At 69.7% G+C, this 26,013-nt stretch carries 22 protein-coding genes and 1 pseudogene; 8 read left to right on the top strand and 15 right to left on the bottom strand.

Translation table 11 applies throughout. The features are described from left to right. The first annotated feature begins 58 nt into the window (after positions 1-58). Complete coding sequence (locus I596_RS02305) at positions 59-766, top strand: response regulator (protein WP_067643598.1); 708 nt, start codon at positions 59-61, stop codon at positions 764-766. Here I596_RS02305 and recO read toward each other — a convergent pair. The 12 genes from recO to I596_RS02245 all read right to left on the bottom strand — a co-directional run bounded on the left by recO (position 733) and on the right by I596_RS02245 (position 13,360). Further along, a complete protein-coding gene (gene recO / locus I596_RS02300) occupies positions 733-1,470 on the bottom strand; it encodes a DNA repair protein RecO (RefSeq protein WP_067643595.1) in 738 nt (245 codons plus the stop codon). The genes I596_RS02305 and recO overlap by 34 nt on opposite strands. A 3-nt stretch (positions 1,471-1,473) precedes the next feature. Then, positions 1,474-2,376, bottom strand: a complete 903-nt coding sequence (gene era, locus I596_RS02295) for a GTPase Era (RefSeq protein ID WP_067643592.1) — start codon at positions 2,374-2,376, stop codon at positions 1,474-1,476. Then, positions 2,373-3,029 carry a ribonuclease III gene (rnc, locus tag I596_RS02290; protein ID WP_067651317.1) on the bottom strand — a complete coding sequence of 219 codons (657 nt, stop codon included), beginning with the start codon at positions 3,027-3,029 and terminating at the stop codon, positions 2,373-2,375. The genes era and rnc overlap by 4 nt, the downstream gene beginning before the upstream one ends. Positions 3,030-3,036: 7 nt before the next feature. Next, on the bottom strand, positions 3,037-3,450 hold the full coding sequence (locus I596_RS02285; RefSeq protein ID WP_067643587.1) for a DUF4845 domain-containing protein: 414 nt from the start codon (positions 3,448-3,450) through the stop codon (positions 3,037-3,039). 62 nt (positions 3,451-3,512) lie between these two features. Beyond that, positions 3,513-4,364 (bottom strand): signal peptidase I, encoded by an 852-nt coding sequence (gene lepB, locus I596_RS02280; protein WP_067643584.1) that lies wholly within the window; start codon positions 4,362-4,364, stop codon positions 3,513-3,515. A gap of 22 nt (positions 4,365-4,386) precedes the next feature. Further along, the gene (gene lepA / locus I596_RS02275; protein ID WP_067643581.1) at positions 4,387-6,180 is read right to left on the bottom strand and encodes a translation elongation factor 4; all 1,794 of its coding nucleotides are present in this window, start codon (positions 6,178-6,180) and stop codon (positions 4,387-4,389) included. Positions 6,181-6,339: 159 nt separating this feature from the next. After that, positions 6,340-7,749 carry a DegQ family serine endoprotease gene (locus tag I596_RS02270; RefSeq protein ID WP_067643578.1) on the bottom strand — a complete coding sequence of 470 codons (1,410 nt, stop codon included), beginning with the start codon at positions 7,747-7,749 and terminating at the stop codon, positions 6,340-6,342. Between the two features lie 114 nt (positions 7,750-7,863). Next, on the bottom strand, positions 7,864-8,784 hold the full coding sequence (locus I596_RS02265; protein WP_067643575.1) for a MucB/RseB C-terminal domain-containing protein: 921 nt from the start codon (positions 8,782-8,784) through the stop codon (positions 7,864-7,866). Positions 8,785-8,861: 77 nt separating this feature from the next. Next, positions 8,862-9,536: a sigma-E factor negative regulatory protein gene (locus I596_RS02260; protein ID WP_067643573.1), complete on the bottom strand. Its 675-nt coding sequence runs from the start codon at positions 9,534-9,536 to the stop codon at positions 8,862-8,864. A 6-nt stretch (positions 9,537-9,542) separates the two neighbouring features. Next, positions 9,543-10,130, bottom strand: coding sequence for an RNA polymerase sigma factor RpoE (rpoE, locus tag I596_RS02255; protein WP_067643571.1), 588 nt, complete (start codon positions 10,128-10,130; stop codon positions 9,543-9,545). Between the two features lie 134 nt (positions 10,131-10,264). Then, a complete protein-coding gene (locus tag I596_RS02250; protein ID WP_083965307.1) occupies positions 10,265-12,877 on the bottom strand; it encodes an EAL domain-containing protein in 2,613 nt (870 codons plus the stop codon). Positions 12,878-12,880: 3 nt separating this feature from the next. Then, the gene (locus I596_RS02245; RefSeq protein ID WP_067643568.1) at positions 12,881-13,360 is read right to left on the bottom strand and encodes a hypothetical protein; all 480 of its coding nucleotides are present in this window, start codon (positions 13,358-13,360) and stop codon (positions 12,881-12,883) included. Positions 13,361-13,513: 153 nt separating this feature from the next. Between I596_RS02245 and I596_RS02240 the strand changes: the two genes are divergently transcribed. Then, positions 13,514-15,562 carry a 3-hydroxyacyl-CoA dehydrogenase NAD-binding domain-containing protein gene (locus I596_RS02240; RefSeq protein WP_067643566.1) on the top strand — a complete coding sequence of 683 codons (2,049 nt, stop codon included), beginning with the start codon at positions 13,514-13,516 and terminating at the stop codon, positions 15,560-15,562. Between the two features lie 313 nt (positions 15,563-15,875). Continuing rightward, positions 15,876-17,645 (top strand): Ig-like domain-containing protein, encoded by a 1,770-nt coding sequence (locus tag I596_RS02235; protein ID WP_190278965.1) that lies wholly within the window; start codon positions 15,876-15,878, stop codon positions 17,643-17,645. Between the two features lie 721 nt (positions 17,646-18,366). Here the strand turns inward: I596_RS02235 and I596_RS19270 are convergent. The 3 genes and pseudogenes from I596_RS19270 to I596_RS02230 form a co-directional block, all read right to left on the bottom strand. Further along, positions 18,367-18,573, bottom strand: a complete 207-nt coding sequence (locus I596_RS19270) for an IS3 family transposase (RefSeq protein WP_223303944.1) — start codon at positions 18,571-18,573, stop codon at positions 18,367-18,369. A 26-nt stretch (positions 18,574-18,599) separates the two neighbouring features. Then, positions 18,600-19,250 (bottom strand): annotated as a pseudogene (locus tag I596_RS17950) (IS3 family transposase); the annotation flags it as partial. Then, positions 19,247-19,540, bottom strand: coding sequence for a transposase (locus I596_RS02230; protein WP_067643560.1), 294 nt, complete (start codon positions 19,538-19,540; stop codon positions 19,247-19,249). The pseudogene I596_RS17950 and the gene I596_RS02230, both read right to left, overlap by 4 nt. A 539-nt stretch (positions 19,541-20,079) precedes the next feature. On the opposite strand from I596_RS02230, the gene I596_RS02225 reads away from it, so the two are divergent. The 5 genes from I596_RS02225 to I596_RS02205 all read left to right on the top strand — a co-directional run bounded on the left by I596_RS02225 (position 20,080) and on the right by I596_RS02205 (position 25,599). Next, on the top strand, positions 20,080-21,537 hold the full coding sequence (locus I596_RS02225) for an aldehyde dehydrogenase (RefSeq protein WP_067643555.1): 1,458 nt from the start codon (positions 20,080-20,082) through the stop codon (positions 21,535-21,537). Positions 21,538-21,615: 78 nt separating this feature from the next. Continuing rightward, the gene (locus I596_RS02220; RefSeq protein WP_067643552.1) at positions 21,616-22,284 is read left to right on the top strand and encodes a Bax inhibitor-1 family protein; all 669 of its coding nucleotides are present in this window, start codon (positions 21,616-21,618) and stop codon (positions 22,282-22,284) included. A 141-nt stretch (positions 22,285-22,425) separates the two neighbouring features. Then, entirely contained in the window at positions 22,426-24,018 is a 1,593-nt protein-coding gene (locus tag I596_RS02215) for an ExeA family protein (RefSeq protein ID WP_067643550.1), read from the top strand. Between the two features lie 10 nt (positions 24,019-24,028). After that, positions 24,029-24,850, top strand: a complete 822-nt coding sequence (locus I596_RS02210; protein ID WP_067643548.1) for a general secretion pathway protein GspB — start codon at positions 24,029-24,031, stop codon at positions 24,848-24,850. A gap of 65 nt (positions 24,851-24,915) precedes the next feature. Then, positions 24,916-25,599: a rhomboid family intramembrane serine protease gene (locus tag I596_RS02205; protein WP_067643546.1), complete on the top strand. Its 684-nt coding sequence runs from the start codon at positions 24,916-24,918 to the stop codon at positions 25,597-25,599. The last annotated feature ends 414 nt before the right edge of the window (positions 25,600-26,013 follow it).

Raw genomic sequence — 26,013 nt, 5'->3', positions numbered from 1 at the left:
GGGAACGGATGACTCGCCCTGGAGTCGATGAAGACCGCTTCAATGCCAAGGATTGCCGATGCCCCGCATCCTCGTCGCCGACGACAACCCGCTGACGCTGCAGTTCTTCACCGAGGCGATCCGCCAGCTCGGCGGTGAGTGCGTAGCGGCCGTGGACGGCCGCCAGGCGGTGATCCTGGCCGCTGCCGAACCGTTCGACCTGCTGCTCTTCGACGCCCGCATGCCCCAGTTGGACGGCCCCGGCGCGCTCAAGCGGATCCGTTCCGGCACCGGCCCGGCCCGCCACGTCGGGGCCTGGGCGACCACGGCGTCGAACGATCCGGACATCCACCGCTCGCTGCGCGAGGCCGGCTTCGACGCCGTGGTGCTCAAGCCGATCAGCGTGGAGGCCCTGCACGCGCTGCTGCTGCAGCACCTGCCCGAACTGAACCTGCCCGAGGATCGCAGCGGCTGGCTCGACGACGACCAGGCATTGCGCGCCGCTGGCGGTGATCGCGGCATCGTCGACGCCCTGCGGGCATTGCTGCGGCAGGAACTGCTGGCGCTGCCGCGCGAACTGGCGGACCTGGCTCAGGCCCGTGATACGGCTGCGCTGCGCGACCGGCTGCATCGCCTCGAGGCGTCGGCCGGATTCTGCGGCGTGCCCGGCCTCACCGGCGCGATCGCCGCCCTGCACAAGGCCCTGGATGCCGGCACCGGCTGGCCCGACGATGCGCTGGCCGAGTTCCGCGCCTACTGTTCGGCGATCGGCCGGCTGCTGGATTGAATCCCGGCCAGCGTCATGCCCCAGGCGTGCAGGCTGGCGCCCCCCAGGTGGTGCCGAATCACCCGGCGCATCAGCCGGCGCAGCTGTTCCAGGCCCTCGGCATCGGGCAGGCGGTCCTGCGCCAGCGCGAGCAGGCTGCCGCCGCCGACGCGCAAGCCGCCGGTCTCGCCACGCCAGGGCCGCGGTCCGGCTTCCGGATCGTAGGCGTAGTCGGCCTGCGCATCGATCGGCGCTCCGGCACCGCCGCTCGTGGTCAGCACCAGCGCATAGCCCAGGTCCGACAGCAGGTCGCGCTCGAAGCGTCGCAGCGTCCAGGCGACCGGTTCGGCCGTCGTCAGCCGCCGCAGGCAATCGGCATAGCGCTCGAACGCCGTCGCGTGGGGATCGCCGCGCCCGACCAGCCGTAACACCAGCTCATTGACGTACATCGCTGCCAGCAGCGGCTCGCCGACGTAGCGGGCCGGTGCGGCAGCGGGCTCGACCGCGGTCAGCGTGCCGAGCTCGCCGCGCGCGATCCAGTCGATCCGCAGCGCCTGCAACGGCTGCAACAAGCCGCGCGGCAGTCGCGTCCGCTCGCGGCGGACGCCCCGCGCGATCAGCCCGACGCGGCCGTGGTCGCGTGTCAGGCATTCGATCAGCAGCGATGTCTCGCGATAGGGCCGCGCATGCACGATGAAGGCGGACTGGCCCTCGATCCGCTGCATCGCTCAGCCGTCGTAGCCCAGGCGCCGGAGCGCCGCCTCGTCGTCGCTCCAGTTCTCGCGGACCTTGACCCAGAGCTGCAGGAACACCTTGCGGCCGAAAAGCTTCTCCATCCGCAGGCGCGCCGCGGTGCCGATCGCCTTGAGCCGCTCGCCGGCCTTGCCGACGACGATCGCCTTCTGTCCGTCGCGCTCGACCCAGATCGCCGCGGCGATCCTCGCCATCGCTCCCTCGTCCTCGAAACGCTCGATCTCCACGGTGGTCGCGTACGGCAGTTCGGCCGAGAGCTGCAGCATCAGCTGCTCGCGAATCAGCTCGGCGGCCAGGAAACGCTCGCTGCGGTCGGTGAGTTCGTCCTCCCCGAATGCCGGCGGCCCCTCGGGCAGGCGCCCGGCGATGTCGTCGAGCAGCGCGGCCAGGCCGTCCTGGCGCCGCGCGCACAGGAAGTGGACGCCGGCATAGTCGCGCGTGCGGGTCAGCTCCGCCGCGAACGGCAGCAGGCGCCCCTTGTCCGGCACCAGGTCCACCTTGTTGAGCACCAGCAGCTTGGGCGCCGCATGGGCGGCGGCCAGCCGCCAGACGGCCTCGTCCTCGTCGGTCCAGCGGCGCGCATCGGCGACGTGGACGATCAGGTCGGCCTCCTCGGGTGCCTGGCGCGCCACGCGGTTGACGTGCCGGTTGAGCGCCCGCCCGCCCGCCGCGTGCAGGCCCGGCGTATCGACGAACACGATCTGCGCGCCTTCGCGCGTGGCGACGCCGAGGATGCTGTGGCGGGTCGTCTGCGGCTTCGGCGAGACGATGCTCAGGCGCTCGCCGATCAAGGCGTTCAGGAGCGTGGACTTGCCGACGTTCGGACGTCCGATCAGGACGACGCGACCGCAGCGGTGGGACGGGTCTTGGAGGGTCATTCGGCGAGTTTCGCGATCACGTGTTCGAGGGCCTCGGCGGCGGCGCGCTGCTCGGCGGTCCGGCGGCTCGACCCTTCGGCGCGGGTATGGATCGAGAGGGCCTCGATCGTGCAGGTCACCTCGAAGGTCCGCGCGTGGTCCTCGCCGCGGCTGTCGGTCAGATCATAGACCGGTACCGGCAGGCCTTCGCCCTGCAGGAGTTCCTGCAGGCGCGTCTTGGGATCCTTCTCGGTCCGGCCGGGCGCGGTTCCGACCGCCGTGCCGAAGCGCGACCTGACCGCTTCGCGACAGGCGGTCCAGCCGCCGTCGAGGTAGATGGCGGCGATCACCGCCTCGTAGGCGTCGGCCAGGATCGAGTCGCGGCGATGGCCGCCGCTCTTCATTTCGCCGCCGCCCAGGTGCAGTCGCTCGGGGAACGCTTCCTCGCGCGCCCGCTCGGCCAGCGCGACGCCGCTGACCAGGCTGGCGCGCAGGCGCGTCATCTCGCCTTCGTCGGCACGCGGGTGCAACTCGAAGATCAGTTCGGCGACGATCAGATTGAGCAGGCTGTCGCCGAGGAACTCCAGCCGCTCGTTGTTCGGCTGGCCGGCACTGCGATGGGTGAACGCCTGCCGCAGCAGGCGCGCGTCGTCGAACGCGTGGCCCAGGGCGATCGCTGCCTTAATAGCCGCCCCCGAGGTTGACCGACTTGTCGAAGCTGACGACCAGATCGACGTTGTAGGCGAACGGGATGCGCTTCTCGTAGGCGACGCGCAAGGTCGCCTCGCCACCCTGGCGCAGCACCGTGATCGCCTGCGGCGGCACGCTCTTGCTGTCCACGTACTGGGTGTCGAACTTGATCTGCAGGCTGCGCCGGATCTCCTCGGGCGAGGCCTGCGCCGCATTCGGCTCGTTCTTGACCAGTTCCATCGACTTCACCACGCCCATGTACTCGGTGTAGGCGGGTACCAGGCGCATGGCCAGATAGGCGAAGAAGCCGACGACGGCCAGCAGAACCAGGAAGCCGATCAGGGTGATGCCGCGCTGGCGGCCCGGTCGGGCGCCGGGACGGCTCGGATTGCGATGACTCAACATGGTGATCCCCTCCAGGCAAGGTCCAACACGACGCACGGGTGCCGCACCGGCCCGGCAGCGGCTCAGCGGATGACCGTACCGATACGCGAAAGGTCGAAACCGCCGGTGCAGAAGCTGCCTGAACAGTTCATCCAGATCAAGAAGGCCTTGCCGACCAGGTTCTCCTCCGGGACGAAGCCCCAGAACCGGCTGTCGGCGCTGTTGTCGCGGCTGTCGCCCATCACGAAGTACTGGCCGTCCGGCACGGTCCAGGTGCCTTCCGGGCCCGGCGGCTGGTTCGGGCGGACCAGGATGCGGTGCTCCACGCCCAGCAGGTTCTCCTGCTTGGTCTGAGCGCCGGCCAGGTTCGGCCCGCCCGGCTCGGACGGCCCCACGTACGGACCGACGTAGGTGTCGGCGACCTGCTCGCCGTTCACGTAGAGCGTGCGGTTGCGGTAGGTCACCTGGTCGCCCGGCACGCCGATCACGCGCTTGATGTAGTCCTGGCGCGGATCGCGGGGGAACCGGAACACGGCCACGTCGCCGCGCTTGGGCTCGCCGGTATCGAGCACCTTGCTGTTGAGCACCGGCAGGCGGACGCCGTAGGAGAACTTGTTGACGAGGATGAAGTCCCCGACCAGCAGCGTCGGCATCATCGAGCCGGACGGGATCTTGAACGGCTCGGCGATGAACGAGCGCACGACCAGGATCAGCAGCAGCACCGGAAAGAACGAACGCGCGTACTCGACGATCGTCGATTCGCGCAGTGCCGCCTCGGCGCGCAGCCTGCGCTCCTCGGCGGGCAGCGTGTCCATGGCGCGCAGCTCTTCCGCGCGGCGCCGGCGACCGGCGGCGAAGAACAGCCAGTCGACCAGCCAGACCAGACCGCTGACCGCGGTCAGGATGACGAGCAGCAGGGCAAGATTGAAATGCACGCCGGTTTCCTTCTGAACGTAGTTACTTGTTGTCGACTTGGAGCACGGCCAGGAACGCTTCCTGCGGAATGTCCACGCGGCCGACCTGCTTCATGCGCTTCTTGCCTTCCTTCTGCTTCTCCAGCAGCTTGCGCTTGCGCGAGACGTCGCCGCCGTAGCACTTGGCCAGCACGTTCTTGCGCAGCGCCTTGACCGTCGAGCGCGCGATGATCTGCGCGCCGATGGCGCCCTGGATCGCGACGTCGAACTGCTGGCGCGGGATCAGGTCCTTCATGCGCTCGACCAGCTCGCGTCCGCGCCGATCGGCAGCGGCGCGGTGCAGGATCAGGCTCAGCGCGTCCACGCGGTCGCCGTTGATGAGCACGTCCAGGCGCACCAGCGGTCCCGCCTGGAAGCGGTCGAAGTGGTAGTCCATCGACGCATAGCCGCGCGAGACCGACTTGAGCTTGTCGAAGAAATCGAGCACCACCTCGGCCAGCGGCAGCTCGTAGCTGATCTGCACCTGGCTGCCGAGGTAGTTGATCGAGCGCTGCGAGCCACGCTTCTCCTCGCACAGCTTGATCACGTTGCCGATGTGGTCGGGCGGCGTGAGGATGTTGGCGACGATGATCGGCTCGCGGATCTCTTCCACGTACTGCGTCGCCGGCAGCTTGGCGGGGTTGTCGAGCAGGATCACGCTGCCGTCGGTCTTGACGACCTCGTAGACCACGGTCGGCGCCGTCGTGATCAGGTCCAGGTCGTACTCGCGCTCGAGCCGCTCCTGGATGATGTCCATGTGCAGCAGGCCGAGGAACCCGCAGCGGAAGCCGAAGCCCATCGCCTCGGAGCTTTCCGGCTCGAAGTTGAGCGCCGCATCGTTGAGCTTGAGCTTCTCGAGCGCCTCGCGCAGCGCCGGATAGTCGTCGGCCGAGACCGGGAACAGGCCGGAGAACACGCGCGGCTGCACCTGCTGGAAGCCGGGCAGCGGCCGCGGCGCCGGATCGGCGTTCAGCGTCAGGGTGTCGCCGACCGGCGCACCGTTGACTTCCTTGATCGACGCGGTGACCCAGCCCACCTCGCCGCCGCCGAGCTTGGGCCGTACCAGGCGCTTGGGCGTGAACACGCCGACCTGGTCGACCTCGTGCCAGCGGCCGGTCGACATGACCAGGATCTTGTCCTTGGGCTTGATCTCGCCCTGCATGACGCGCACCAGTGAGACGACGCCGAGGTAGTTGTCGAACCACGAGTCGATGATCAGCGCCTGCAGCTTGTCGGTGTCGCGCGGCTTCGGCGGCGGGATGCGGGCGACGATCGCCTCGAGCACCTCGACGACGTTCTGGCCGGTCTTCGCGCTGATCGGCACGGCGTCGGTGGCGTCGATGCCGATGACCGCCTCGATCTCGGCCTTGGCGCGCTCGATGTCGGCGGTCGGCAGGTCGATCTTGTTGAGGACCGGGACGACCTCGAGCCCCTGCTCCACCGCGGTGTAGCAGTTGGCGACCGACTGCGCCTCGACGCCCTGCGCCGCGTCGACGACCAGCAGCGCGCCCTCGCAGGCGGCCAGCGAGCGGCTGACCTCGTAGGAGAAGTCCACGTGCCCGGGCGTGTCGATGAAGTTGAGCTGGTAGGTCTTGCCGTCGCGCGCGGTGTACGGCAGCGAAACACTTTGCGCCTTGATCGTGATGCCGCGTTCGCGCTCGATCGGATTGTTGTCGAGCACCTGCGCTTCCATCTCGCGCTCGGTCAAGCCGCCGCACAGCTGGATGATGCGATCGGCGAGCGTCGACTTGCCGTGGTCGACGTGGGCGATGATCGAGAAGTTGCGGATAAGGTCCATCGGCAGGGGCGCAATCGGGGGAAGGGGATCCGGATGGATCGACGCAAGCCGGCCATTATCGCAGAAAACCGCTGCCCCACGGCCGCCGGATCTGCGCATACGCGGACGGCGCGCCGGAGGGCGCGCCGTTCATCTGCGAGAGCCGCCGGAAGCCCCGGATCAGCCGTTGTCGCGGGTCTTGGGCACCCCGATGGCGACGAACTGGGTGACATCGCCACGCCGCACCAGCAGCATGACCGAATCGCCCGGCGCGACGCCCTTGACCGCCCCGTTGAAGTCGGCGACGGTCTTGATCGGCGTGCGGCCCACGCGCAGGACGATGTCGCCCGGCGCCAGCTGCGAGGCACGCGCCGACCCGCCGACCCGCGTGATGACCACGCCCTCGTCCTGGAGATCGAGCTGGCGGCGCTGCTCGGGCGTCAGGTTCTCGACCGTCAGGCCGAGCGGGTTGGAGGCGGTGGCGCCGGCGGCACCGCCGCCGGTACCCGCGGTCAGTTCGGCCGGCTGCTCGCCGACCGTGATCGGCACCGTGATGGTCTTGCCGTCGCGGAAGATCGACAGCTCGGCCTGGGTACCCGGCTTGGTCAGGCCGACCAGCGGCGGCAGGTCGGCCGAGCTGACCACTTCCTGGCCGTTGAAGCCGAGGATCACGTCCTGCAGCTTCACGCCGGCCTTGTCGGCGGCCCCGCCGGTGGTCACGTTGTTGACCAGTGCTCCGCCGCTGCGCGGTAGGCCCAGCGCCTTGGCGGTATCACGATCGACGTTCTGGATCTGCACGCCGATCATGCCGCGCGACACGCGGCCGCTGGTCTTGAGCTGCTCGACCGTATTCATCGCCAGGTCGATCGGGATCGCGAACGACACGCCCATGTAGCCGCCGGTGTTCGAGAAGATCTGCGAGTTGATGCCGACGACCTGGCCGTCGAGGTTGAACAGCGGGCCGCCCGAATTGCCGCGATTGATCGGCACGTCGGTCTGGATGAAGGGGACGTACTGCTGTCCGCCGCCGGTGTTGCGGCCGATCGCGCTGACGATGCCGGCGGTCACCGAGTGGTCCAGTCCGAACGGCGAGCCGATCGCGACCACCCATTGCCCGGGGCGCAGCTTGCTCGAGTCGCCCAGCGTCACCGCCGGCAGCGCGGCCGCCTCGACCTTGAGCAGCGCGATGTCGGTCTGCGGATCGGTACCGACGACCTTGGCCTCCAGGTCGCGGCGGTCGGACAGGCGCACGCGCACCTCGTCGGCACCGTCCACGACATGGTTGTTGGTCAGCACGTAGCCGTCGGCGGAGATGATGAAGCCCGAGCCCAGCGACCGGCGGGGCCCTTGCGGACGCGGCGCCTGGCCGCCCGGCCCGCCCGGGCCGAAGAAGCGGCGGAAGATCTCCGGAACCTGCTGGTCCTCGTCCTGCAGCGCGTTGTCGACGCTGCCGGTCGCCTCGACGTTGACGACGGCAGTCCCGTAGCGATCGACCAGGTCGGTGAAGTCCGGAAGGTTGGCCGCCTGCGCCGCCACGGCGGCGAAACCGACGACCGGGACCAGCAACCAGCGCGCGAAGAATCGGGTCATGGCAAATACCTGTGGGGATGTGGTTCTTGTTGGGGAACCGCTTGGATGAGGACCATCACCGCAAAGTTCCAGGCGCACGGCGCTTGCTCCGTGGCCGGTTTCAGCACGGCTTCATCAAGGCGCCGCGGCGTCGACCGACAGCGCGATCTTCTCGATCGTCTCCTTCGGCACGTTGCCCAGCGCGGTGATCCGCCACGGATCGGCGATCCGGGTGTAGACGCTCAGGACACCGCGGCTCATCGCGATGTCCGACTCGGGCGAATTCTCGGTGCGGCGCTCGACGTAGACCGAGACGCTGACCAGGCCGTCGGAGACCACCAGATGTTCGGCGTCGGCCCCGCCGTCGGCGGGGCGCCGGCTGCCGGCGAGCGCGAAGCCCGGCGGCAGGTCGCCCAGTCGCCAGCGCGAATTCTCGATCGCGACCTCGCCATCGGGCAGGGTCGCGCGCTCGATCGGCCGGCTCGGCAGCAGATCGGCGGCACTCGGGGCGCTGCCGATCGTCAGGTTGACGAACATGAACTGCTCCAGCGGCCGCTGGTCGACGGTGACGATCGCCGCGCGCAGCAGCGCATGGGAGTCGCGCTCGATCCACAGCCGGTAGCCGTAGCGGTAGCCGTCGCGCGGAACCACTTCGACGATCTGCGCGTCGTAGCCGGCGACCCGGTCGGTGCCGCCGAGCCGGCTCGAGTACGAGGCCTGGTAGCGTTCGTTGCGGGTATCGGGCAGCAGCGGCAGCAGCTGCTGCCGGTTGGACGGGAACACGGTGGGCGTGCGCGGCCCCTGGATGCAGGTGACCGTGTTGCCGGCGCGGATGACCTCGTTGCGCGGCCCGGAGAGGCTGATCAGCCGCTCGCGCTCGTTCTCGCCGCCGGCGTGGAAGATCCGCAAGGCGTCGATCCGCCCGCCGTGCTGGTAGATCAGCGAACCGTGGTAGTCCAGGTCGCGCATCGCCGCATTCATGCGGTCCAGCAACTGGGGCGCCTCGACCTGCTGGCCGAACGCGACCGGCGAGCAACCGGCCCACGCGATCGCCATGACCGCCACACTGCGCCGGAATCCATCCCTGAAGCTCATCGTCGGGGCATCACCGTTCGGAAAGGGGCGATCGGCGCTCAGCGGTTCGGGTTCGGGTCATTGGCGGCCGGCGCGGCCGCCGGCGGCTGCGCCGGCGTCGCCAGCAGGATGTAGGGCACGACGCCCGACTGGCCGGCGGCACCGACCGCCTGGTAGTGCCGGATCAGGTAGGACTGCATGCGCGGATCGAACGAAGCGACCGGCTGTGCCCAGTCGCCCTCGCCGGCCGTGGCCGAAGCCGTCTGGACCGGCAGCAGCACCGAGCTCGACGCCGGCGTGCGCAGCTCCTGCGGCAAGGTCGATACCGAGGCGGGCGCTGCCGCGACCGGCGCACCCGACCGGGCGGCCATGGTTCGCGGCGAAGCGGTCGCACCGGCGTCCACGGTCTCGACGGCCGGGCGGGTCAGCACCAGCGCCGCGACCGCCACGGACGCGGCCACCGCGCCGCCGGAAGCCCAGCGCAGCCAGGTGCCGCCGGCACGCCGCTGCGGAACCGCCTCGGCATGGATGCAGGCGAGCACGCCGGCCGAGAAGCCGGGGCGCAAGGCATGGATGTCCTGGCGGCGCAGCGCCTGGCGGGCGACGTGGAAGCGCGCCCAGGTGGCACCGAGCGCGTCATCGCGTTCGAGCCGTTTCAGCAGGAAGCGGCTCTCGTCGCGCGGAAGCTCGCCATCCATCAGGGCAGACAGGTGCTCGCGGTAATCGTGGCTCATGGCTCGTCAACCTTCCTCGTCCGACAGCAGCGGACGCAGTTTCTCGTCAATGGCTTCGCGCGCCCGGAAGATGCGCGAACGCACCGTGCCGATCGGACAGTTCATCGATTCGGCGATTTCCTCGTAGCTGAGCCCGTCGACCTCACGCAGGGTGATCGCGGTACGCAGCTCTTCCGGCAGACTTTCGACCGTCTGGAACACGGTTCGTTCAATTTCCTGGCGCATCAATTCACGGTCGGGCGTCGCGGTCTCCTTGAGCCGCAGGGCACCCTCGAACTGGACCGCATCCTCGATCGCGACATCCTCGGTCGGCGGGCGCCGGCCTTGCGACACCAGCCAGTTCTTGGCCGTATTGATCGCGATCTTGTACATCCAGGTATAGAACTGACTGTCGCCTCGAAATGCGCCGATGGCACGGTACGCACGCAGGAAGGCCTCCTGCGCGACGTCCTGCGCCTCGCTCCAGTCCGACACGTAGCGCGACACGACGCCGACGATCTTGTGCTGGTACTTGCGCACCAGCAGGTCGAACGCGCGCTTGTCGCCGTGCTGGACGCGCTGCACCAGCGCCTGATCCAACTCAGTTTCGCCCATCCGGGCCCATCTCCCAAAGGGTCTGTCGGTGATCGCCCGGGCGGGTCGAGCGGCAGACTAGACCATCAATACTCGAATAAGTTTCATCCGTCGACCTGCGGAGGCCGCCGGGACGGTGTTGGCGCAGCGCCGGTTCAGGACGCCCCGGACGGCTCGGCGATACGCCGGAACAGGCGCTCGCGCTCGATCAGCATCGCCTCGAAGGTGGCGGCGGGAACCGGCCGGCAGAACAGGTAGCCCTGCAGCACGTCGCAGCCGTGGGCGCGAAGGAACTCGACGTGGCGCTCGACCTCCACGCCCTCGGCGACCAGGGTGCGCCCGAGATTATGCGCCATGTCGATCGTCGCGCGGACGATCGCCTCGTCGTCGGGGTCGACGCCGATGTTGCGGACGAACGCCTGGTCGATCTTGATGCTGTCGGCCGGAAACCGCTTGATGTAGTCGAGCGACGACTGGCCGGTACCGAAATCGTCGATCGAGGTGCGGCAGCCGATCTCGCGCAGGGCCTGCAGCGTGGCCAGCAGGTTCGGGATCGCCTTGAGACTGATGCTTTCGGTGACTTCCAGGTCCAGCGAGCGCGGGTCCAGCCCGGTCTCGGCCAGCACCGCGCCGATCCGCTCGACCAGGTCGCCCTGGCGCAGCTGCAGCGCCGAGAGGTTGACGCTGACGCGCAGCGGCAGGCCGAAACGGGCCTGCCAGCGCCGCGCGTCCGCGCAGGCCGCGCGCAGCACCCACAGGCCGAGGTCGACGATCAGCCCGGTCTGCTCGGCCAGCGGGATGAAGAAGCCCGGACTGATCATGCCGAGCTCGGGGTTCTCCCAGCGGATCAGCGCCTCCATGCCGACGATGTCCTCGGTCCGCCCGTCGATCTGCGGCTGGTAGTAGACCCGCAGCTCGCCGTTCCGCTCCGCCTTGCGCAGCTTCTCCTCCAGCGCCAGGCGCTGCCGCTGCGACTCCTCGGGCATCACCACGTAGGCCTGGTAGTTGCTGTGGCCCATGCCCTTGGCCGAGCGCATCGCTTCCTCGGCCTGCAGCAGCAGGCGATCGGCGAGGATCGCATCGTCGGGATGGAAGCTCAGGCCGATCGTCGTGCGGACGCGATGGCCGGGGTCGATGCCGGCCGGCAGCGGCGCGTCCATCGCGCGGACGATCTTGTCGGCGATCCGCAGCGCGTCCTCGCGCTTGACGATGTGGCGCAGGATCACGACGAACTCGTGGCCGGAATAGCGCGCCACCGTGTCGTACGCACGCACGCACGAACGCAGCCGCTGCGCCACCACCGGCAGCATGCGATCGCCGGAAACCGGCGCCTGCGCGCCGTCGCCGGCCGGAAACGGCTCGACCTCGATGAACAGGATCGCGAAGCTCTCGCCGGTGCGATGCGCCTGCTTGATCGTCGAGTCCAGGCGGTCGCTGAACAGCAGGCGGTTGGGCAGGCCGGTCAGCGCGTCGCGCAGGCCGCGCGCGCGCCCCTGCTCGCGCACCTGGCGGATCTCCAGGTCCAGGCCGATGCGCATCGCGATGACCTGCAGGCCGTCGCGGACCAGGCCGTCGATCTCCAGCGGCGCCGCCCGCGCCATCAGCCAGGCGCCGATCACCGTGTCGCGCTCGTCGCGCAACGGCAGGCCGATCATGCATTCGTAATGGCGAGCCCGCAGCAGGCTCGATGCAGGGACGACGCGCCAGGCATCGCGTCCTTCGAGGATGTCGTCGCCTTCGACCAGCAACCGCAGCAGCGGCTCGCGGTCGCTGCTTTCGGTGAGGCCGAACGGCAGCGCGCGGTCTTCCGCCGCGACCACTCGCGTGAACTCGGCGCTTTCCGGGCACAGCATCGCCACCACGCCCCAATCGCACTCGAGCCAGTCCATCGCATGGCGCAGGATTTGTTGCAACGCGGCATCGCCACCCGATGCGCGGCCGATCGCTCCCAGCGTCGACAGCGCCAGCCGGTAGCGTCCCAGGTCGCCCGGGTCGCGAAACGTGTAGACGTGGACCGGATGCCCGTCGCTGATGCTCAGGCGCACCTCGGCATCGACCGGATAGCGCGTCCCGTCGATGCGCTCGCGATGGCCGGCGAAGCGCGCACTGCCCTCGCCGGCCAGCCGGTTGAGACATTCCAGGCGCCATTCGACCGACGGCAGGGCGTCGAAGGCTTCCGCCCGCGCGCCCACCACCTGGACGCGCGCATGGCCCGAGCGCTGCAGGAACGCCGGATTGGCGTCGAGAACCCGCCCGCTCTCGGCGTCCACGACCAGCAGCTCGTCCTGGCTTTCGTCGAAGGCAAAGCGATAGCGATCCCCGGCGACCGGCCCACGACCGGGCAGGCGCAGGCCGCGGGCGTCCAGCGCGGTCGCGATCCGTGCCAGCACCTCGTCGATGTCGACCGGGACGCGCACCCAGTCGGCCACGCCCCGGGCGAGCAGGCGATCGCGCCCCGGCATCGATCCGGCTGCGCCGACGGCGACGAGGGCGATGACCGTCGGCGGATCCAGGGGCGCCGCCTGCCGCAGCTCGCTGCAGAACGCGGCCGCGACGCGCTCACGGTCGCCCAACTCCAGCAGGACCAGCTCCAGGCGCTCGACCTGCCCCACCACCAGGCGCGCCTGCGGCACGTCGGCGACGGCGTAGATCGCATCGAAATCCAGCCCGTCGAGCGCCGCGCACAGGCGATCGCGGTCCCCGGCGTTGCCGGTGACGATCAGGGCCGAGCCGCGCTGGAAGCGGGTAGGAGAGGCGGTGCCGGCCATCGGTCAGCTCATCCAGCGCCCGTCGCGCAGGCGCGGCCGGAGGCGGACCTGCCAGGCGTCGCGCAGGCGGTCGAACAGCGGATCGACGTCCTCGGGCAGGTCGAACGCCGCGCCGACCAGGACCAGCTTGCGCTCGTTGCCGCCGCGCAGGCGGCCGATGCGCCGCAGCAGCGCCGGCACCGGCGGCTTGAACTGGTCGCCGAAACCGCGGAACAGATAGACCCCGAAATGCATGCTGTGCAGGATGTAGCGCAACGCATCGACGAGGCGCTGCGACCCGGCCACGCACACGTCCGGCTCGCGCAGCGAGCGAATGCCCCGTTCCGGATCCCACAGATAGATCGAGCGGCCGCTGCGCGTCGCCAGCAGGCGGAACTGCGCCAATGCCTCGTCCGGATCGGCCGTCTCGAGCGCCGCCAGGTTGCCGGGAACGGCGAGGATCGCGTCGAACAGACGAGGCGTGATCTGCGGATCGGCCGTCATGTCATGAGCCTGCTTGCGCCTCCCCCGGGGCTAAGCGACTGCCGGTTCCCGCGCCCGCACCGTCCCGGAACGGATCGCGCCGAGCCCTGCGTTGACCCGGTCGGCAACTTGCCCGGATTATAGCCGTCATTCCGCGCCTTGCAGGTAGATGCCATGTTCGAGGGCCTTCGTTTCCAGCACTGGCAGATCGACATCGACGCCGAGGACATCGCGACCCTGACGCTGGATCGCGCCGGAAGCCCCGTCAACGCGCTCAGCCGGGCGGTGCTGGACGAGTTCGACCAGATCGTCGAGCGCCTGTCGTTCGAGCCGCCGCGCGGCCTGGTCATCCGGTCCGGCAAGAGCGCGGGCTTCGTCGTCGGGGCGGACCTCAAGGAGTTTGCCGGCTACGAGCAGGGCGGCAGCGTGATCGACCAGATCCGCAACGGCCAGGCCGTGTTCGAGCGGCTGGCGCGCCTGCGCTGCCCGACCGCCGTCGCGATCCACGGCCACTGCATGGGCGGCGGCACCGAGCTGTCGCTGGCCTGCAACTACCGCATCGCCAGCGACGACGCCTCCACCCGCATCGGCCTGCCCGAGGTCAAGCTCGGCATCTTCCCCGGCTGGGGCGGCTCGGCGCGGCTGCCCCGGCTGATCGGCGCGCCCAAGGCGCTGGAATTCATGCTGACCGGCCGCACCGCCTCGGCCGCCAGCGCCAGGGCGCTGGGCCTGGTCGACGCGATCGCCACCCCCGAACGCCTGCTGGACGTGGCCAAGGAGTGGGTCCGCCGGCGCCCGGCGCCGCCGTTCGGCCGGCGCGCGCTGGCCTGGGCGACCAACCTGTGGCCGGTACGCCAGGCCCTCGCACCCGTGCTGCGCAAGCAGACGGCCGCCAAGGCGCGGCCGGAACACTATCCGGCACCGTTCGCGCTGATCGAGACCTGGCGCCGCGGGGGATCGAGCATCCGGCAGCGGCTCGACCTGGAGGCGCGTGCCGTCGCCAAGCTGGCGCAGACGCCGACCTGCCGCAACCTGATCCGGGTGTTCTTCCTGCAGGAGCGGCTCAAGGCGCAAGGCGCCGGCGTCGAGCACGGCATCGTCCGCATCCACGTCGTCGGTGCCGGTGTCATGGGCGGCGACATCGCCGCCTGGGCGGCCCTGCGCGGCTTCGAGGTGACGCTGCAGGACCGCGAGGACGCCTACGTCCGGCCCGCGATCGAACGCGGACGCGCCCTGTTCGCGAAGAAGCTGCGCGCGCCGGAGCGCGTCGAGGCCGCCTCGCGGCGCCTCGTGGCCGATGTCGAGGGCGCCGGCGTCGCCGAAGCCGACCTGGTGATCGAGGCCATCTTCGAGAACCTGGAAGCCAAGCAGGCCCTGTATCGCCAGCTCGAGCCGCGCATGAAACCCGGTGCGCTGCTCGCCAGCAACACCTCCAGCATCCCGCTCGACGAACTGCGGGCCGCCGTCGCGACGCCCGGCCGCTTCCTCGGCCTGCACTATTTCAATCCGGTCGCGCTGATGCCGCTGGTCGAGATCGTCCGCCACGACCGTCTCGACCCCGCCGCCGAGAAGCGTGCGGCGGCGCTGTGCAAGGCGCTCGACAAGCTGCCGATCGCGGTCGCCGGCACGCCGGGCTTCCTCGTCAACCGCATCCTCATGCCGTACCTGCTCGAAGCGATCCGGATCCTGAAGGAAGGCGTGCCGGCGCCGGTGATCGACAAGGTGGCCAGGAAATTCGGCATGCCGATGGGCCCGATCGAGCTGGCCGACACTATCGGGCTCGACGTCTGCGCGTCGGTCGGCCGGGAGCTGGCACCGTTCCTGGGACTGGACCTGCCCGAAGGCATCGATACGCAGCTCGAGGCCGGGCATCGCGGCAAGAAGACCGGCCAGGGCTTCTACCGCTGGGAGAACGGCAAGCCGGTCAAGCCGGAGGTCGATCCGAAGTACGTCGCGCCCGCCGACCTCGAGGATCGCCTGATCCTGCCGCTGCTCAACGAAGCGGTCGCCTGCCTGCACGACCGCGTCGTCGACGACGCCGACCTGCTCGATGCCGGCGTGATCTTCGGAACCGGCTTCGCGCCGTTCCGCGGCGGTCCGATCGCGCATATCCGCGCCGTCGGCGCCGCGACGCTGGAGGCGCGGCTCGGCGCTCTGGCCGCCCGCCACGGGCCGCGCTTCACGGCCCGTCCGGGCTGGGATTCCCCCGCGCTGAAAGGCTGAACGGGCACCGCCGCTCAAGCCGTACAGGCTATTCCCCGCCCCGCCCCTTTTGTGCCAACTGACGCACAAAAGGCACCTGTAAACACTTACAGGTTTTTCATTTGCCGCAAGCCGCGTACCTCTATGCGCGCCTCGCGGCGGATGAGGCCCTGGCTTTTCTGACGACCTCGCTGCCCCGATGCGGCCTTCGGCGACCCCGCAGGCAGGAGCGTTGGCGTACGGCGGGCTGAGCTTCGCGTTCAGCTTCGCCTGTGCGTCTTTCTGGACACGCCACGCGGATCGCGTGCGTGCATCACGTCAGAGGAATCACATCATGGACATGCTTCGCACCACTCTCGATACCCCTCACGGCAATGGCCGTGACTCACGGCTCCCTGCGCGGCTGCGCCCCTGGCTCGTCGCACTCGCGGCATTCGGGCTCGCCTGGGCAGCCCTCGTGCAGGCCGCACCGATTGCGATTCCCAACGGCGACTTCTCGAACGCGGCCAACAACGGCTCGGTGGGTGGCGGCGTGCTCGGCGGAACGGGCACCAACGTCCAGATCGGCGCCGGCCCCTGGCGCGCGAACTACTGGGGCGTCGCCGGCCTGCTCGCGCCGCCGGTCCTGGAAATCGGCAACGGCCGCGCCGCGATCGGCGGACTGGCCGGCCTCAGCGTGCTCGGCATCCTCAACAACGGCGGCTACTTCCGCCAAACCCTGCCGGTCGCCTGGGAGCCCAACCGGCGCTACACGCTCAAGGCCGACATCAACGCCGGCTCGGTGCTCGGACTGGCGCTGATCAACAGCCAAGGCGTCGGCTCGGCCCTGGTGTCGGGCACCACCCGCCTGAGTTCCACCACGTCCGCCTCGCTGGTCACGCTGAATCTGCTCGGCGGCAACCTCTACGAGCTCGCGCTGACCTACGAAACCGGCCCCACGGTCAGCGGCAACATCGGCATCGACCTGTTCTACGAGCCCAGCGGCGTACTCAGCGCCAGCCTGCTCGGCGCGGTCGACTTCAGCAATGTCCGCCTGGAGACGCGCCTGCTCAACCAGACGCCGACCGGCCTGGTGGCGGTCGACGCCGACCCGCGCAGCGCGATCGTCGATACCGAAGTCGATCCGCCGCTGTCGATCCAGGTGGTCGACCAGCTCGGCGACGGCATCCAGGGCGTCACCGTGACCTTCACCGCCCCGACCACCGGCCCCAGTGCGACGGTCACGCCGAACCCGGCGACGACCAACGCCAACGGCGTCGCCGAGGTGACGACCACCGCCAACACGATCGCCGGCACCTACACGATCACCGGCGAGGTCCAGGGCGTCACGCCGCTGCTGGAGTTCCAGCTCGAGAACCTGCCGGGTCCGGCCGCGAGCGTCAACGGCATCAGCGGCGCCGCCCAGAGCGCGGTGGTCGGTTCGCAGTTCGGCCAGCCGCTGGTCGTCAAGGTCGCCGACGAGTTCGGCAACGCGGTGCCGAACGTGCAGGTGGCCTTCGCCGCGCCGGCCACGGGTGCCAGCGCCACGTTCCCGTCGTCGACCGTACTGACCGGCGCCAACGGCCAGGCCGGTGTCACGCCGACCGCCAACGGCACCGCCGGCGCCTACAGCATCACCGCCAACGTATCGGGTGTCGGCCAGGCCGCCAGCTTCCCGCTGGTCAACCTGCTCCAGAGCGACATCGGGCCGGGCGACCAGGGCGAACCGTCGCAGAACGGCGAGCCGGACACCGTCTTCGCCTGCGCGCTGATGGTGCGGATCGTCAACGGCCAGGGCGTGCCGCAGGAAGGCTTGGCCGTGGACTTCACCGCGCCGGCCTCCGGACCGTCGGCCCTGCTCTACGACGGCGCAAACTCGGGCCTGTCGCTGCGCGTGGATACCGACGCCGACGGCTACGCCTTCGTCGAGGCAGTGTCCAACGGCATACCGGGCCGCTTCCAGGTCAGTGCCCAGCTGGCCTTCTCGCTGACCTCGCCGGTCCTGTTCAACTTCAACAACCTGGCAGCCGGTGACCCGGTCCTGAGCTACGGATTCGACGGCCCCTGCATCCGGGCCCTCGGCCCGCAGGCCGCCGAGCCCGAAGAGGAGAACGCCGCCGACTGACGGTTCACGGTGTCTGCGCGCTCCGCCGACGTGACGTAGCGCCAGTCGGGAGCCCACGTACTTCCCGGGTACGTGGGCTTCTTTTTTTGGTTCCTCACCCATTCACGGCGATCAGCTGCTGCTTTTGTCGCTCTCGCTTCCGCTGCCGCTGTTGGCGCCTAAAGCGAGCCGAGCATCGCAGGCCGGCCAGGCCGGAGAGCTGCCCCGTGTCTGAGCGAAGCGAGTTGGGGCGCCGTGCCTCGTCGTCCGAGAAGCGCAGGGGACCGGCGCGGCGCAGCCGTGCCGGCTCGCGCCGGCGACCACGGTTTTGGTTACTTTTGCCAAGACAAAGAATTTCCTGGAGAAATTCTTGACGTCGCGCAGCGACGGCCCGGAGGGCGGCGGCCAGGGATGGCGGGCCGCAAAAGTGACCCGCACGCGCAGCGTGCGGAAGCTCTTGCTCTTAGCTTGTGCCGTGGCTTTTGAGGGATTGCCGGCACGGAGCAAAGCAGGAGCAGGATCAAGAGCTTTCGTCCGCTGCGCGGCCGAGTCCCTTTTGCGGCAGCCATCCCTGGCCGCCGCCCTCCGGGCCATCGCTGACGCGATGTCAAAAATGTCTCCCGGACATTTTTTGACGGGCCAAAAGGAACCAAAAGCCCTCTCGCCCGGCGTCCCCTGCGCTTCTCGGGCGACGAGGCACGGTGAACCTGCCCCCTGAGAACGGACGCCAAGAAGCGCGATGCTAGGCGGCCTGCTTCACCTTCTTGGCATAGTCGTTGGGCGACAGATAACCAAGCGCGGAGTGCAGACGGACAGGATTGTAGAAGCCATGAATGTAGCGGGCGATGGCGGCATAGGCCGTTGCCCTGGTGGCGTATACGCCGGTGGCTTCTTCGTTCTTGAGCGTCGCGAAGAAGCTCTCGGCGACAGCATTGTGCCCTGAGGGCAGGCTGCGCGCTCCCAGCAGTTGCCCTTGCGGCTCATGCTCGCCACGAAGCCGTGCGCGGCCAGCGTTTTGGCGAACTCACCGCTGGCGTACTGGCTGCCGCGGTCGGAGTGGAAGATCACCCCAGGCGCTACTGGTGAAGCCGACCAAGCATTGAGGAACGCCTGACGCACCAGATCGTCGGGCATCCGTTCGGACAGGCTGTAACCCAGGACTTGCCGGGTGCGCAGGTCGATCACCGCGGCCAGATACAGCCAGCCCTCGCGCGTGGGCAGATAGGTGATGTCCCCGACCCAGACTGGCAGCGGATGATCCACCGCGAACTGCCGATCCAGGTGATTGCCGACCACCGGCCGGCTGTGCCGACTGTCGGTGGTGCGCGCTTTGAAACGGCCTTTGACCTTGCCGCGCAAGCCTTCCTGGCGCATCAACCGGGCTACCCGCTTGTGTCCCACGGCGTGGGCGCGAGCGCGCAGTGCACGCACCAGACGCGGTCGACCGTAGGTGCCGCGACTGCCCGTGTGGAGCGAGCGCAGCTCGACGCGCAGCGCCGCCTCTGGATCGGATCGGCCCTGGCGATGCAGCCAGTCGTGAAAGCCGGAAACCGACGCTGACAGCACGCGGCACAGTAACCGAAGCGGATAGCGAGCCCGTTCACGCGCGACGAAGGCGTACCTCACTTGGACTCCTTGGCGAAGAACGCCGTCGCTTTTTTTAGGATCTCGCGCTCCATCTTGAGTGTGGCGTTCTCGGCCCGCAGCCGAGCCAGCTCACTCTCCAGATCACCGATCGGCTGGCGATTGGGCGAACTGAGTGGACGACCGGCGCGCGAGGCGTCCAGCCAGTTGCCCAACGTCTTGACCGAGATGTCCAACTGCCGAGCCGCCTCGGACCGCCCGACCGATTCGGCTAAGGCAACCGCCTGAGTCTTGAAGTCGTCCGTGTAACGACGACGTGTGATGTGCTGCATAGCAATCTCCAGGTTGCGATCAATGTATCGCTTCCTGGCGTCCGTTCCGACGGGGCAGGTTCACGGCGCCTCAACTCGCTTCGCTCAGACACGGGGCGCCTCTGCGGCCTCCTCGCCCTGCGATGCTCGGCTTGCTTTAGTGCGAAAAAGCCAAGAGCCAAAGCCGAAGCCAAAGCACGAGCCGAAGCCGGGGCCAAAGCCGAATGACCCCGCCAATGGGCGAAGAACCTACTTTTGCGGGACGCGGCGCGTAACGCGCGAGTCCCGGCACCGCGGCAGCTTGACGACGATGTGCTCCGAAGAACCGCCGGAGCACCCGGCAACCGCCCCCCAACCTCATATCCCCGAAGCCCCGGCTACGCTCTAGAATGCCCCGACGTTCCTCGGCCGTCCCCGGCCGGCGTGGACCCCGGTGCACGGCGGAGCCATCGCCGCCGTCGCAGCGGGGCCGCCGCCGACGATTCGGGCGGCCGGTCGATCGCCTTCCCATTCCCCCCCGCTCCAGCCCGGACACCGGCGAGCACGACTCCGTACGATCCATGACGTCATCCAATGCCCTGCAGAACCTGATCGACGGCCGCCTCGTTCCTCCGCGCAACGGCCGCTACCTCGACGTCGTAGAGCCGGCCACCGGCCAGGTCTTCGCACGCTGCCCGGCCGCCGACAGCACCGATGTCGAGGCCGCCGTCGCCGCCGCGCGTGCGGCGTTTCCCGGCTGGGCCGCGACACCGGCCGATGTGCGGGCACGCCTGCTCGAACGGCTCGCCGACCGCGTCGAGGCCGAGCTCGACGCCCTGGCCGAGCTGGAATCGCGCGACAGCGGGAAACCGGTCGCGCTGGCGCGCCGGGTCGACATCCCGCGGGCGGTCGCCAACCTGCGCTTCTTCGCCCATGCGATCACCCAGTGGCCCAGCGAATCCCACCCGATGGAAGAACGGGCGCTCAACTACACCCTGCGCCAGCCGCTGGGCGTGGTCGGCTGCATCAGCCCGTGGAACCTGCCGCTGTACCTGTTCACCTGGAAGATCGCGCCGGCGCTGGCCGCCGGCAACACGGTGGTCGCCAAGCCGTCCGAGGTGACGCCGTGCACGGCCGCCCGGCTCGGCGAGCTGGCGGTCGAGGCCGGCCTGCCGCCGGGCGTGCTCAACATCGTCCACGGCACCGGGCCGGACTGCGGGCAGGCGATCGTCGAGCACCCGTCCATCAAGGCGATCTCGTTCACCGGCAGCACGCGGACCGGCGCGGCGATCGCCGCCAGCGCGGCCCCGCGCTTCAAGAAGCTCTCGCTGGAGCTGGGCGGCAAGAATCCGGCGATCGTATTCGACGACTTCGACTTCGAAGCCGCCAGTCTCGACACGATCGTCCGTTCCGGTTTCGCCAACCAGGGCGAGATCTGCCTGTGCGGTTCACGGCTGCTGGTCCAGCGCTCGATCTACGAGCGCTTCCGTGCCCGCTACCTGGAGCGCGTGCGCGCACTGCGCGTCGGCGATCCGCGCGACGCGGACAGCGACCTCGGCGCCCTGGTGTCCGAGCCGCACTATCGCAAGATCCTCGCTTGCATCGAGCGCGCCCGTGCCGAGGGTGGCACGATCCTGACCGGCGGCGGTCCGGCGACGGTCGCGGGCCGCTGCGCGGACGGCTGGTTCGTCGAACCGACGGTCGTGGAAGGACTGTCCAACGACAGCGCGACCAACCAGGAGGAGATCTTCGGTCCGGTAGTGTGCCTGATCCCGTTCGACGACGAAGCCGACGCGATAGCCCTCGCCAACGGCACCGGCTACGGCCTGGCCGCATCGCTGTGGACGCGCGACCTCAAGCGCGCACACCGGGTCGCGGCGCGGCTCGAGTTCGGCCTGGTCTGGGTCAACTGCTGGCTGCTGCGCGACCTGCGTACCCCGTTCGGCGGCGTCAAGAACTCCGGGGTCGGCCGCGAGGGGGGTGTCGAGGCCCTGCGATTCTTCACCGAGCCGAAGAACGTCTGCCTGGCCCTGGATTGAAGCCCACGGCACCGGCGCTTGCCTCGCCGGCGCCGGTTGCCTAAGGTGACCGCCAGCCACGAACGAAGGGAGACCCGCATGTCCGACCATCCGGCAACGGTCCAGGCGACCGCCGCGAGCGCGCAACCGCGCATCGTCCGCAACACCTACCTGCTGCTGTCGATCGTCATGGCGGTGGCGGCCGTCGGCGCCTTCATCGGCCTGCAGACCGGCATGCGCTGGAGCCTGGGGATGTGGCTGCTGTTCATGGCGGTCTTCATCGGCGGCCCGTTCGCGATCAACGCGACGAAGAACGGCGACACGGCGATCTGGCTGACGTTCGCCTGGGGCGGGCTGGTCGGTTTCCTGCTGAGCCCGCTGGTCGCGGCCTACCTGAAGCTGCCGGGCGGCCCGTCGATCGTCTTCAACGCGCTGGCCGGCACCGCGGCCCTGTTCGTGGGCCTGTCCGCCTACGCCGTCAGCTCGCGACGCGACTTCAGCTTCCTCGGCAGCTTCCTGGTGGCCGGCTGCATCGTCGTCCTGCTCGGCATCGTCGCCCTGCTCTTCCTGCAGATCCCGCTGCTTTCGCTGGCGATCTCGGGCCTGGCGGTGCTGCTGATGAGCGGCTTCATCCTCTACGACACCGGCCGCATGATCCACGACGGCGCCGCCAACCCGGTCCACATCACGGTGTCGCTGTTCGGCAACATCGTCGTGCTGTTCTCGCACCTGCTGAACCTGTTCTCGTTCTTCAGCGGCGACGACTGACCGCCTCCGGCGCACCCCCGGCCGCGGCCGGCCCGTCGGCGCCCGCGTCAACACCGGCTCCGCCGCGCGAACTGCGCGGCGGAATGGCGGTCGTAGCCTGCCTCGCCGTCGATCCGTGCCGTTCGGGTAAAGTAGTTCCCCATGTACCTTGAGTTCTATGGCCTGCGCGAGCCGCCGTTCTCGATAACGCCGGATCCGCGCTACGTTTTCCTGTCCGAACGGCACCGGGACGCGCTCGCGCACCTGCTGTACGGCATCGGCAAGGGCGGCAGCGGCGGCTTCGTCCAGCTGACCGGGGAAGTGGGCACCGGCAAGACGACGCTGTGCCGGCTGCTGCTGGAGCAGCTGCCCGAGAACACGCGCGTCGCCCTGGTGCTGAATCCCAAGCTCTCGCCGGTGGAGCTGATCGAGACGGTCTGCGAGGAGCTCAAGCGCGACATCGAGGGCAAGCGCGGCAGCCTCAAGGCGCTGACCGACACGCTCAACGCCTACCTGCTCGACGCCTATGCGCAAGGCCTGCGCGTGGTACTGATCATCGACGAGGCGCAGAACCTGTCGCCGGAGTCGCTGGAGCAGGTGCGCCTGCTGACCAACCTGGAAACGCCGACGCAGAAGCTGCTGCAGATCATCCTGCTCGGCCAGCCCGAGCTGCGCGAGATGCTGGCGCGCCCGGAGCTGCGCCAGCTGACCCAGCGCATCACCGCGCGCTACCACCTGACGCCGCTGGACCGCGACGAGACCGAGGCCTACCTGCGCCACCGCATGGCGGTCGCCGGCTGCGCGCGCATGCCGTTCTCGCGCCTGGGGCTGCGCGCGCTGTACCAGCGCTCCGGCGGCATTCCGCGCCTCATCAACATCATCGCCGACCGTGCCCTGATGGCCGGCTACGCGCGCGAGCAGAGCACGATCGGTGAGCGCCTGGTCGCCCGCGCGGCGGACGAGACGCTGCCCGGTCACGCGCGCTACCTGGCGCGCCGTTTCGGCGCGTGGGCGCTCGGCGCCGCGATCGTCGCGGCGCTGGTGGTGGCCGGCCTCTGGTACACGCAGCGCGTCCCGCTGCCGGTGCCCTCACCCGTGGTCGCCGAGCAACCGCCGCCGGCCGATCCCGCCGCCGGCCGGCTGGTCGCCAAGCTGCAGGCCACGCCCGATTCGGAGCTGGCCGCGTTCGGCCAGCTGCTGGCGCGCTGGCAGGTCGATTCGAGCCAGGTATCGGTCCGCGACGCGGTGCGCTGCGCGGCGATGGTCGCCCCCGGCCTGGCCTGCCTGCGCGGTCGCGCGACGCTCGAGCAGCTGGCGCGGTTCGACCGGCCGCTGATCCTCGCGCTCGGCGGCGGCGATGCGCCCGCCGGCTTCGCGCTGCTGCGCGGCGTCGGCCAGGAACACGTCCTGCTCGACCTGGGCGGCGAGAACATCGAGCTTCGGCGCGCCTCGCTGCAACAGCACTGGAACGGCGACTTCCTGGCCCTGTGGCGCCTGCCCGAGGCGATCCCGGCGACGCTCAAGCGCGGCGACGGCGGACCGGCGGTCGGCTGGGTCAAGGACCGGCTCGCCGCCTACGACAAGGGCCCCGGTGCCGGTGACGGCACGACTTTCGACGCCGCCCTGGAAGACCGCGTGCGCCGCCTCCAGCAATCCTACGGCGTCAAGTCCGACGGCATCATCGGTCCGGAAACGCTGTTCGCCCTCTCCGCCCTCGACGATGCCGGACCGCATCTGGCACGCACGGTGAAGTAAGCTGCCGCCCATGTCGCTGATCCTCGAAGCCCTCAAGAAATCCGAAAACCAGCGCCGGCTCGGCGAGATGCCGAACCTGGCCACGCCGGTCATGCACACGCGGCGGCGGCGCAGCCTGCTGCTGCCGCTGTTGCTGGTGCTGATCGCCGGTGCCCTGGCGGCCGGATGGTGGCTGCAACGCACGCCGGCTCCGGCTCCGGCCCTGGCCGAGGCGCCGGCCCCGGGCGCTGCCCCCGCCACAGCGGCACCGACCGGCGCCGCCGGCCAGCCCCGCGAGGCCGCGCAGGCACGCGTGCCCCGGGCGACCGAAGCAGCCAAGCGGCCGCCGCGCGACGCAGCGGCGCCCGCCGATGCGACGGTGGATCATCCGGCCGGCGCGAGCGCACCGGTCGCCGTCGCACCCGCGGCCGTGCCACCGGCGGGCACTGCGCCGGCGGCCACGGCACCGGCACCCGTCACACCGCCGCCGGCCACGCCCGTCGCCACTCCGGCGGCGCCCACCGGTACGGCCGTCGCGCCGGCACCGGCAAGTCCGACGGCGACGCCCGCAGTCGTACCGTCCCCCGCAGCCCCGCCGGCGCACTCGTCTGCTCCGGCCTTGCCCCGGATGTGGGAGTTGCCGTACGCGACCCGCAAGGACCTGCCGGCACTGCAGGTGACGATGCAGGTCTATTCCGAGGAACCGGCCAAGCGCTTCGTGATCCTCAACGATGCGCGCCAGGCCGAAGGCGCCGAGCTCGGCAAGGGCCTGTACCTGCGCGAGATCCGCCAGGACGGACTGGTTCTGGAGATCGACGGCACGCGCTTCTTCTACCCGCGCGGCGGTCGCTGATGAGGTCGCCGGCCCGCTCCGGCCGCCGGCAGCCCACCCGCATCGGTTGACCCCGGGAGCATCGCGTGTTCGTCCAGCTGCCGAGCCGCCGCAAGCCGCATCCGCCCTGGGCGACGCTGCTGATCGTCGCGGTCAGCGTCGTGGTCTTTCTCTGGCTGGTGACCGAGCCGCCGGACGAGCGCGGCGAGCTGCTGGCGCAATGGGGGACGGTGCCCTCGACCCTGCTCGACGGCCGTGCCCCCTGGCACCAGCAGCTGCTGGAGCTGCGCGCGGCGCGGCTCGTCACCGCGATCTTCATCCACGCCGACTGGCTGCACCTGACCGGCAACCTGCTGTTCCTGATCGTCTTCGGCGTGCCGGCCGAGCGCGCACTGGGCTCGACCCGCTTCCTCGCCCTGTTCCTGGTCGGCGGTGCGCTGGCCAATCTGGCGGGCGCCTGGACACTCGCCTCGATCCGCTCGCCGATCATCGGTTCGAGCGGCGCCGTGTCGGCGGTCGTCGGCGCCTACTTCGCGCTGTTCCCGCGCGCGCGCCTGGGCCTGGTGCTGCCGCTCGGCGTGTTCCTGGAGTTCGTGCGCATTCCCGCGCCGCTGCTGATCGGATTCTGGATCCTGCTGCAACTGCTGTTCACCTATGCCGGACCGACCTTCGGCGCGGTGGCTTGGTGGACGCACATCGCCGGCTTCGCCGTCGGCATCGTGTTCGCGCTGCTCTCGCGCCCGGCGATCGCCCGGCGCCTGCGGCACTGAGAAGCCGGACGTCTTTCAGACCTCGGATCGTGGCTCCGGATGACCCGGCGCGAATCGAGCGCGCCGATGTCCGATCGCTACTCTCGCTCTCGCTCTCGCTCTCGCTGTTGCTGTTGCTCTCGCTGTTGCTGTTGCTCTCGCCGTTGCCGTTGCCGTTGCTGTTGGCGCCTAAAGCGAGCCGAGCATCGCAGGTCGGCCAGGCCGGAGAGCTGCCCCGTGTCTGAGCGAAGCGAGTTGGGGCAGCGTGCCTGGCTGGCCGAGAAGCACAGGGGACCGGCGCGGCGCAGCCGTGCCGGCTCGCGCCGGCGACGACGGTTTTGGTCACTTTTGCCAAGACAAAGAATTTCCTGGAGAAATTCTTGACGTCGCGCAGCGACGGCCCGAAGGGCGGCTGCCATGGATGGCGGGCCGCAA

The organism is Dokdonella koreensis DS-123, assembly GCF_001632775.1.
GTDB classification, from domain to species: Bacteria; Pseudomonadota; Gammaproteobacteria; order Xanthomonadales; family Rhodanobacteraceae; genus Dokdonella; species Dokdonella koreensis.
The sequence above is the reverse complement of the archived record's forward strand: the minus strand, read 5'-3'. Positions and strand labels throughout refer to the sequence as shown.

What these genes read in the sequence shown, in the direction of transcription:
- I596_RS02240 (WP_067643566.1), top strand. Translation starts at nt 13,514, where the DNA reads ATGTTCGAGGGCCTTCGTTTCCAGCACTGGCAGATCGACATCGACGCC.
- I596_RS02260 (WP_067643573.1), bottom strand. Translation starts at nt 9,536, where the DNA reads ATGAGCCACGATTACCGCGAGCACCTGTCTGCCCTGATGGATGGCGAG.
- I596_RS02225 (WP_067643555.1), top strand. Translation starts at nt 20,080, where the DNA reads ATGACGTCATCCAATGCCCTGCAGAACCTGATCGACGGCCGCCTCGTT.
- I596_RS02245 (WP_067643568.1), bottom strand. Translation starts at nt 13,360, where the DNA reads ATGACGGCCGATCCGCAGATCACGCCTCGTCTGTTCGACGCGATCCTC.
- lepA (WP_067643581.1), bottom strand. Translation starts at nt 6,180, where the DNA reads ATGGACCTTATCCGCAACTTCTCGATCATCGCCCACGTCGACCACGGC.
- I596_RS02230 (WP_067643560.1), bottom strand. Translation starts at nt 19,540, where the DNA reads ATGCAGCACATCACACGTCGTCGTTACACGGACGACTTCAAGACTCAG.
- I596_RS02270 (WP_067643578.1), bottom strand. Translation starts at nt 7,749, where the DNA reads ATGACCCGATTCTTCGCGCGCTGGTTGCTGGTCCCGGTCGTCGGTTTC.
- I596_RS02215 (WP_067643550.1), top strand. Translation starts at nt 22,426, where the DNA reads ATGTACCTTGAGTTCTATGGCCTGCGCGAGCCGCCGTTCTCGATAACG.
- I596_RS02235 (WP_190278965.1), top strand. Translation starts at nt 15,876, where the DNA reads ATGGACATGCTTCGCACCACTCTCGATACCCCTCACGGCAATGGCCGT.
- I596_RS02285 (WP_067643587.1), bottom strand. Translation starts at nt 3,450, where the DNA reads ATGTTGAGTCATCGCAATCCGAGCCGTCCCGGCGCCCGACCGGGCCGC.
- rpoE (WP_067643571.1), bottom strand. Translation starts at nt 10,130, where the DNA reads ATGGGCGAAACTGAGTTGGATCAGGCGCTGGTGCAGCGCGTCCAGCAC.
- I596_RS02305 (WP_067643598.1), top strand. Translation starts at nt 59, where the DNA reads ATGCCCCGCATCCTCGTCGCCGACGACAACCCGCTGACGCTGCAGTTC.
- I596_RS02210 (WP_067643548.1), top strand. Translation starts at nt 24,029, where the DNA reads ATGTCGCTGATCCTCGAAGCCCTCAAGAAATCCGAAAACCAGCGCCGG.
- I596_RS02265 (WP_067643575.1), bottom strand. Translation starts at nt 8,784, where the DNA reads ATGGCGATCGCGTGGGCCGGTTGCTCGCCGGTCGCGTTCGGCCAGCAG.
- I596_RS02220 (WP_067643552.1), top strand. Translation starts at nt 21,616, where the DNA reads ATGTCCGACCATCCGGCAACGGTCCAGGCGACCGCCGCGAGCGCGCAA.
- recO (WP_067643595.1), bottom strand. Translation starts at nt 1,470, where the DNA reads ATGCAGCGGATCGAGGGCCAGTCCGCCTTCATCGTGCATGCGCGGCCC.
- era (WP_067643592.1), bottom strand. Translation starts at nt 2,376, where the DNA reads ATGACCCTCCAAGACCCGTCCCACCGCTGCGGTCGCGTCGTCCTGATC.
- I596_RS02250 (WP_083965307.1), bottom strand. Translation starts at nt 12,877, where the DNA reads ATGGCCGGCACCGCCTCTCCTACCCGCTTCCAGCGCGGCTCGGCCCTG.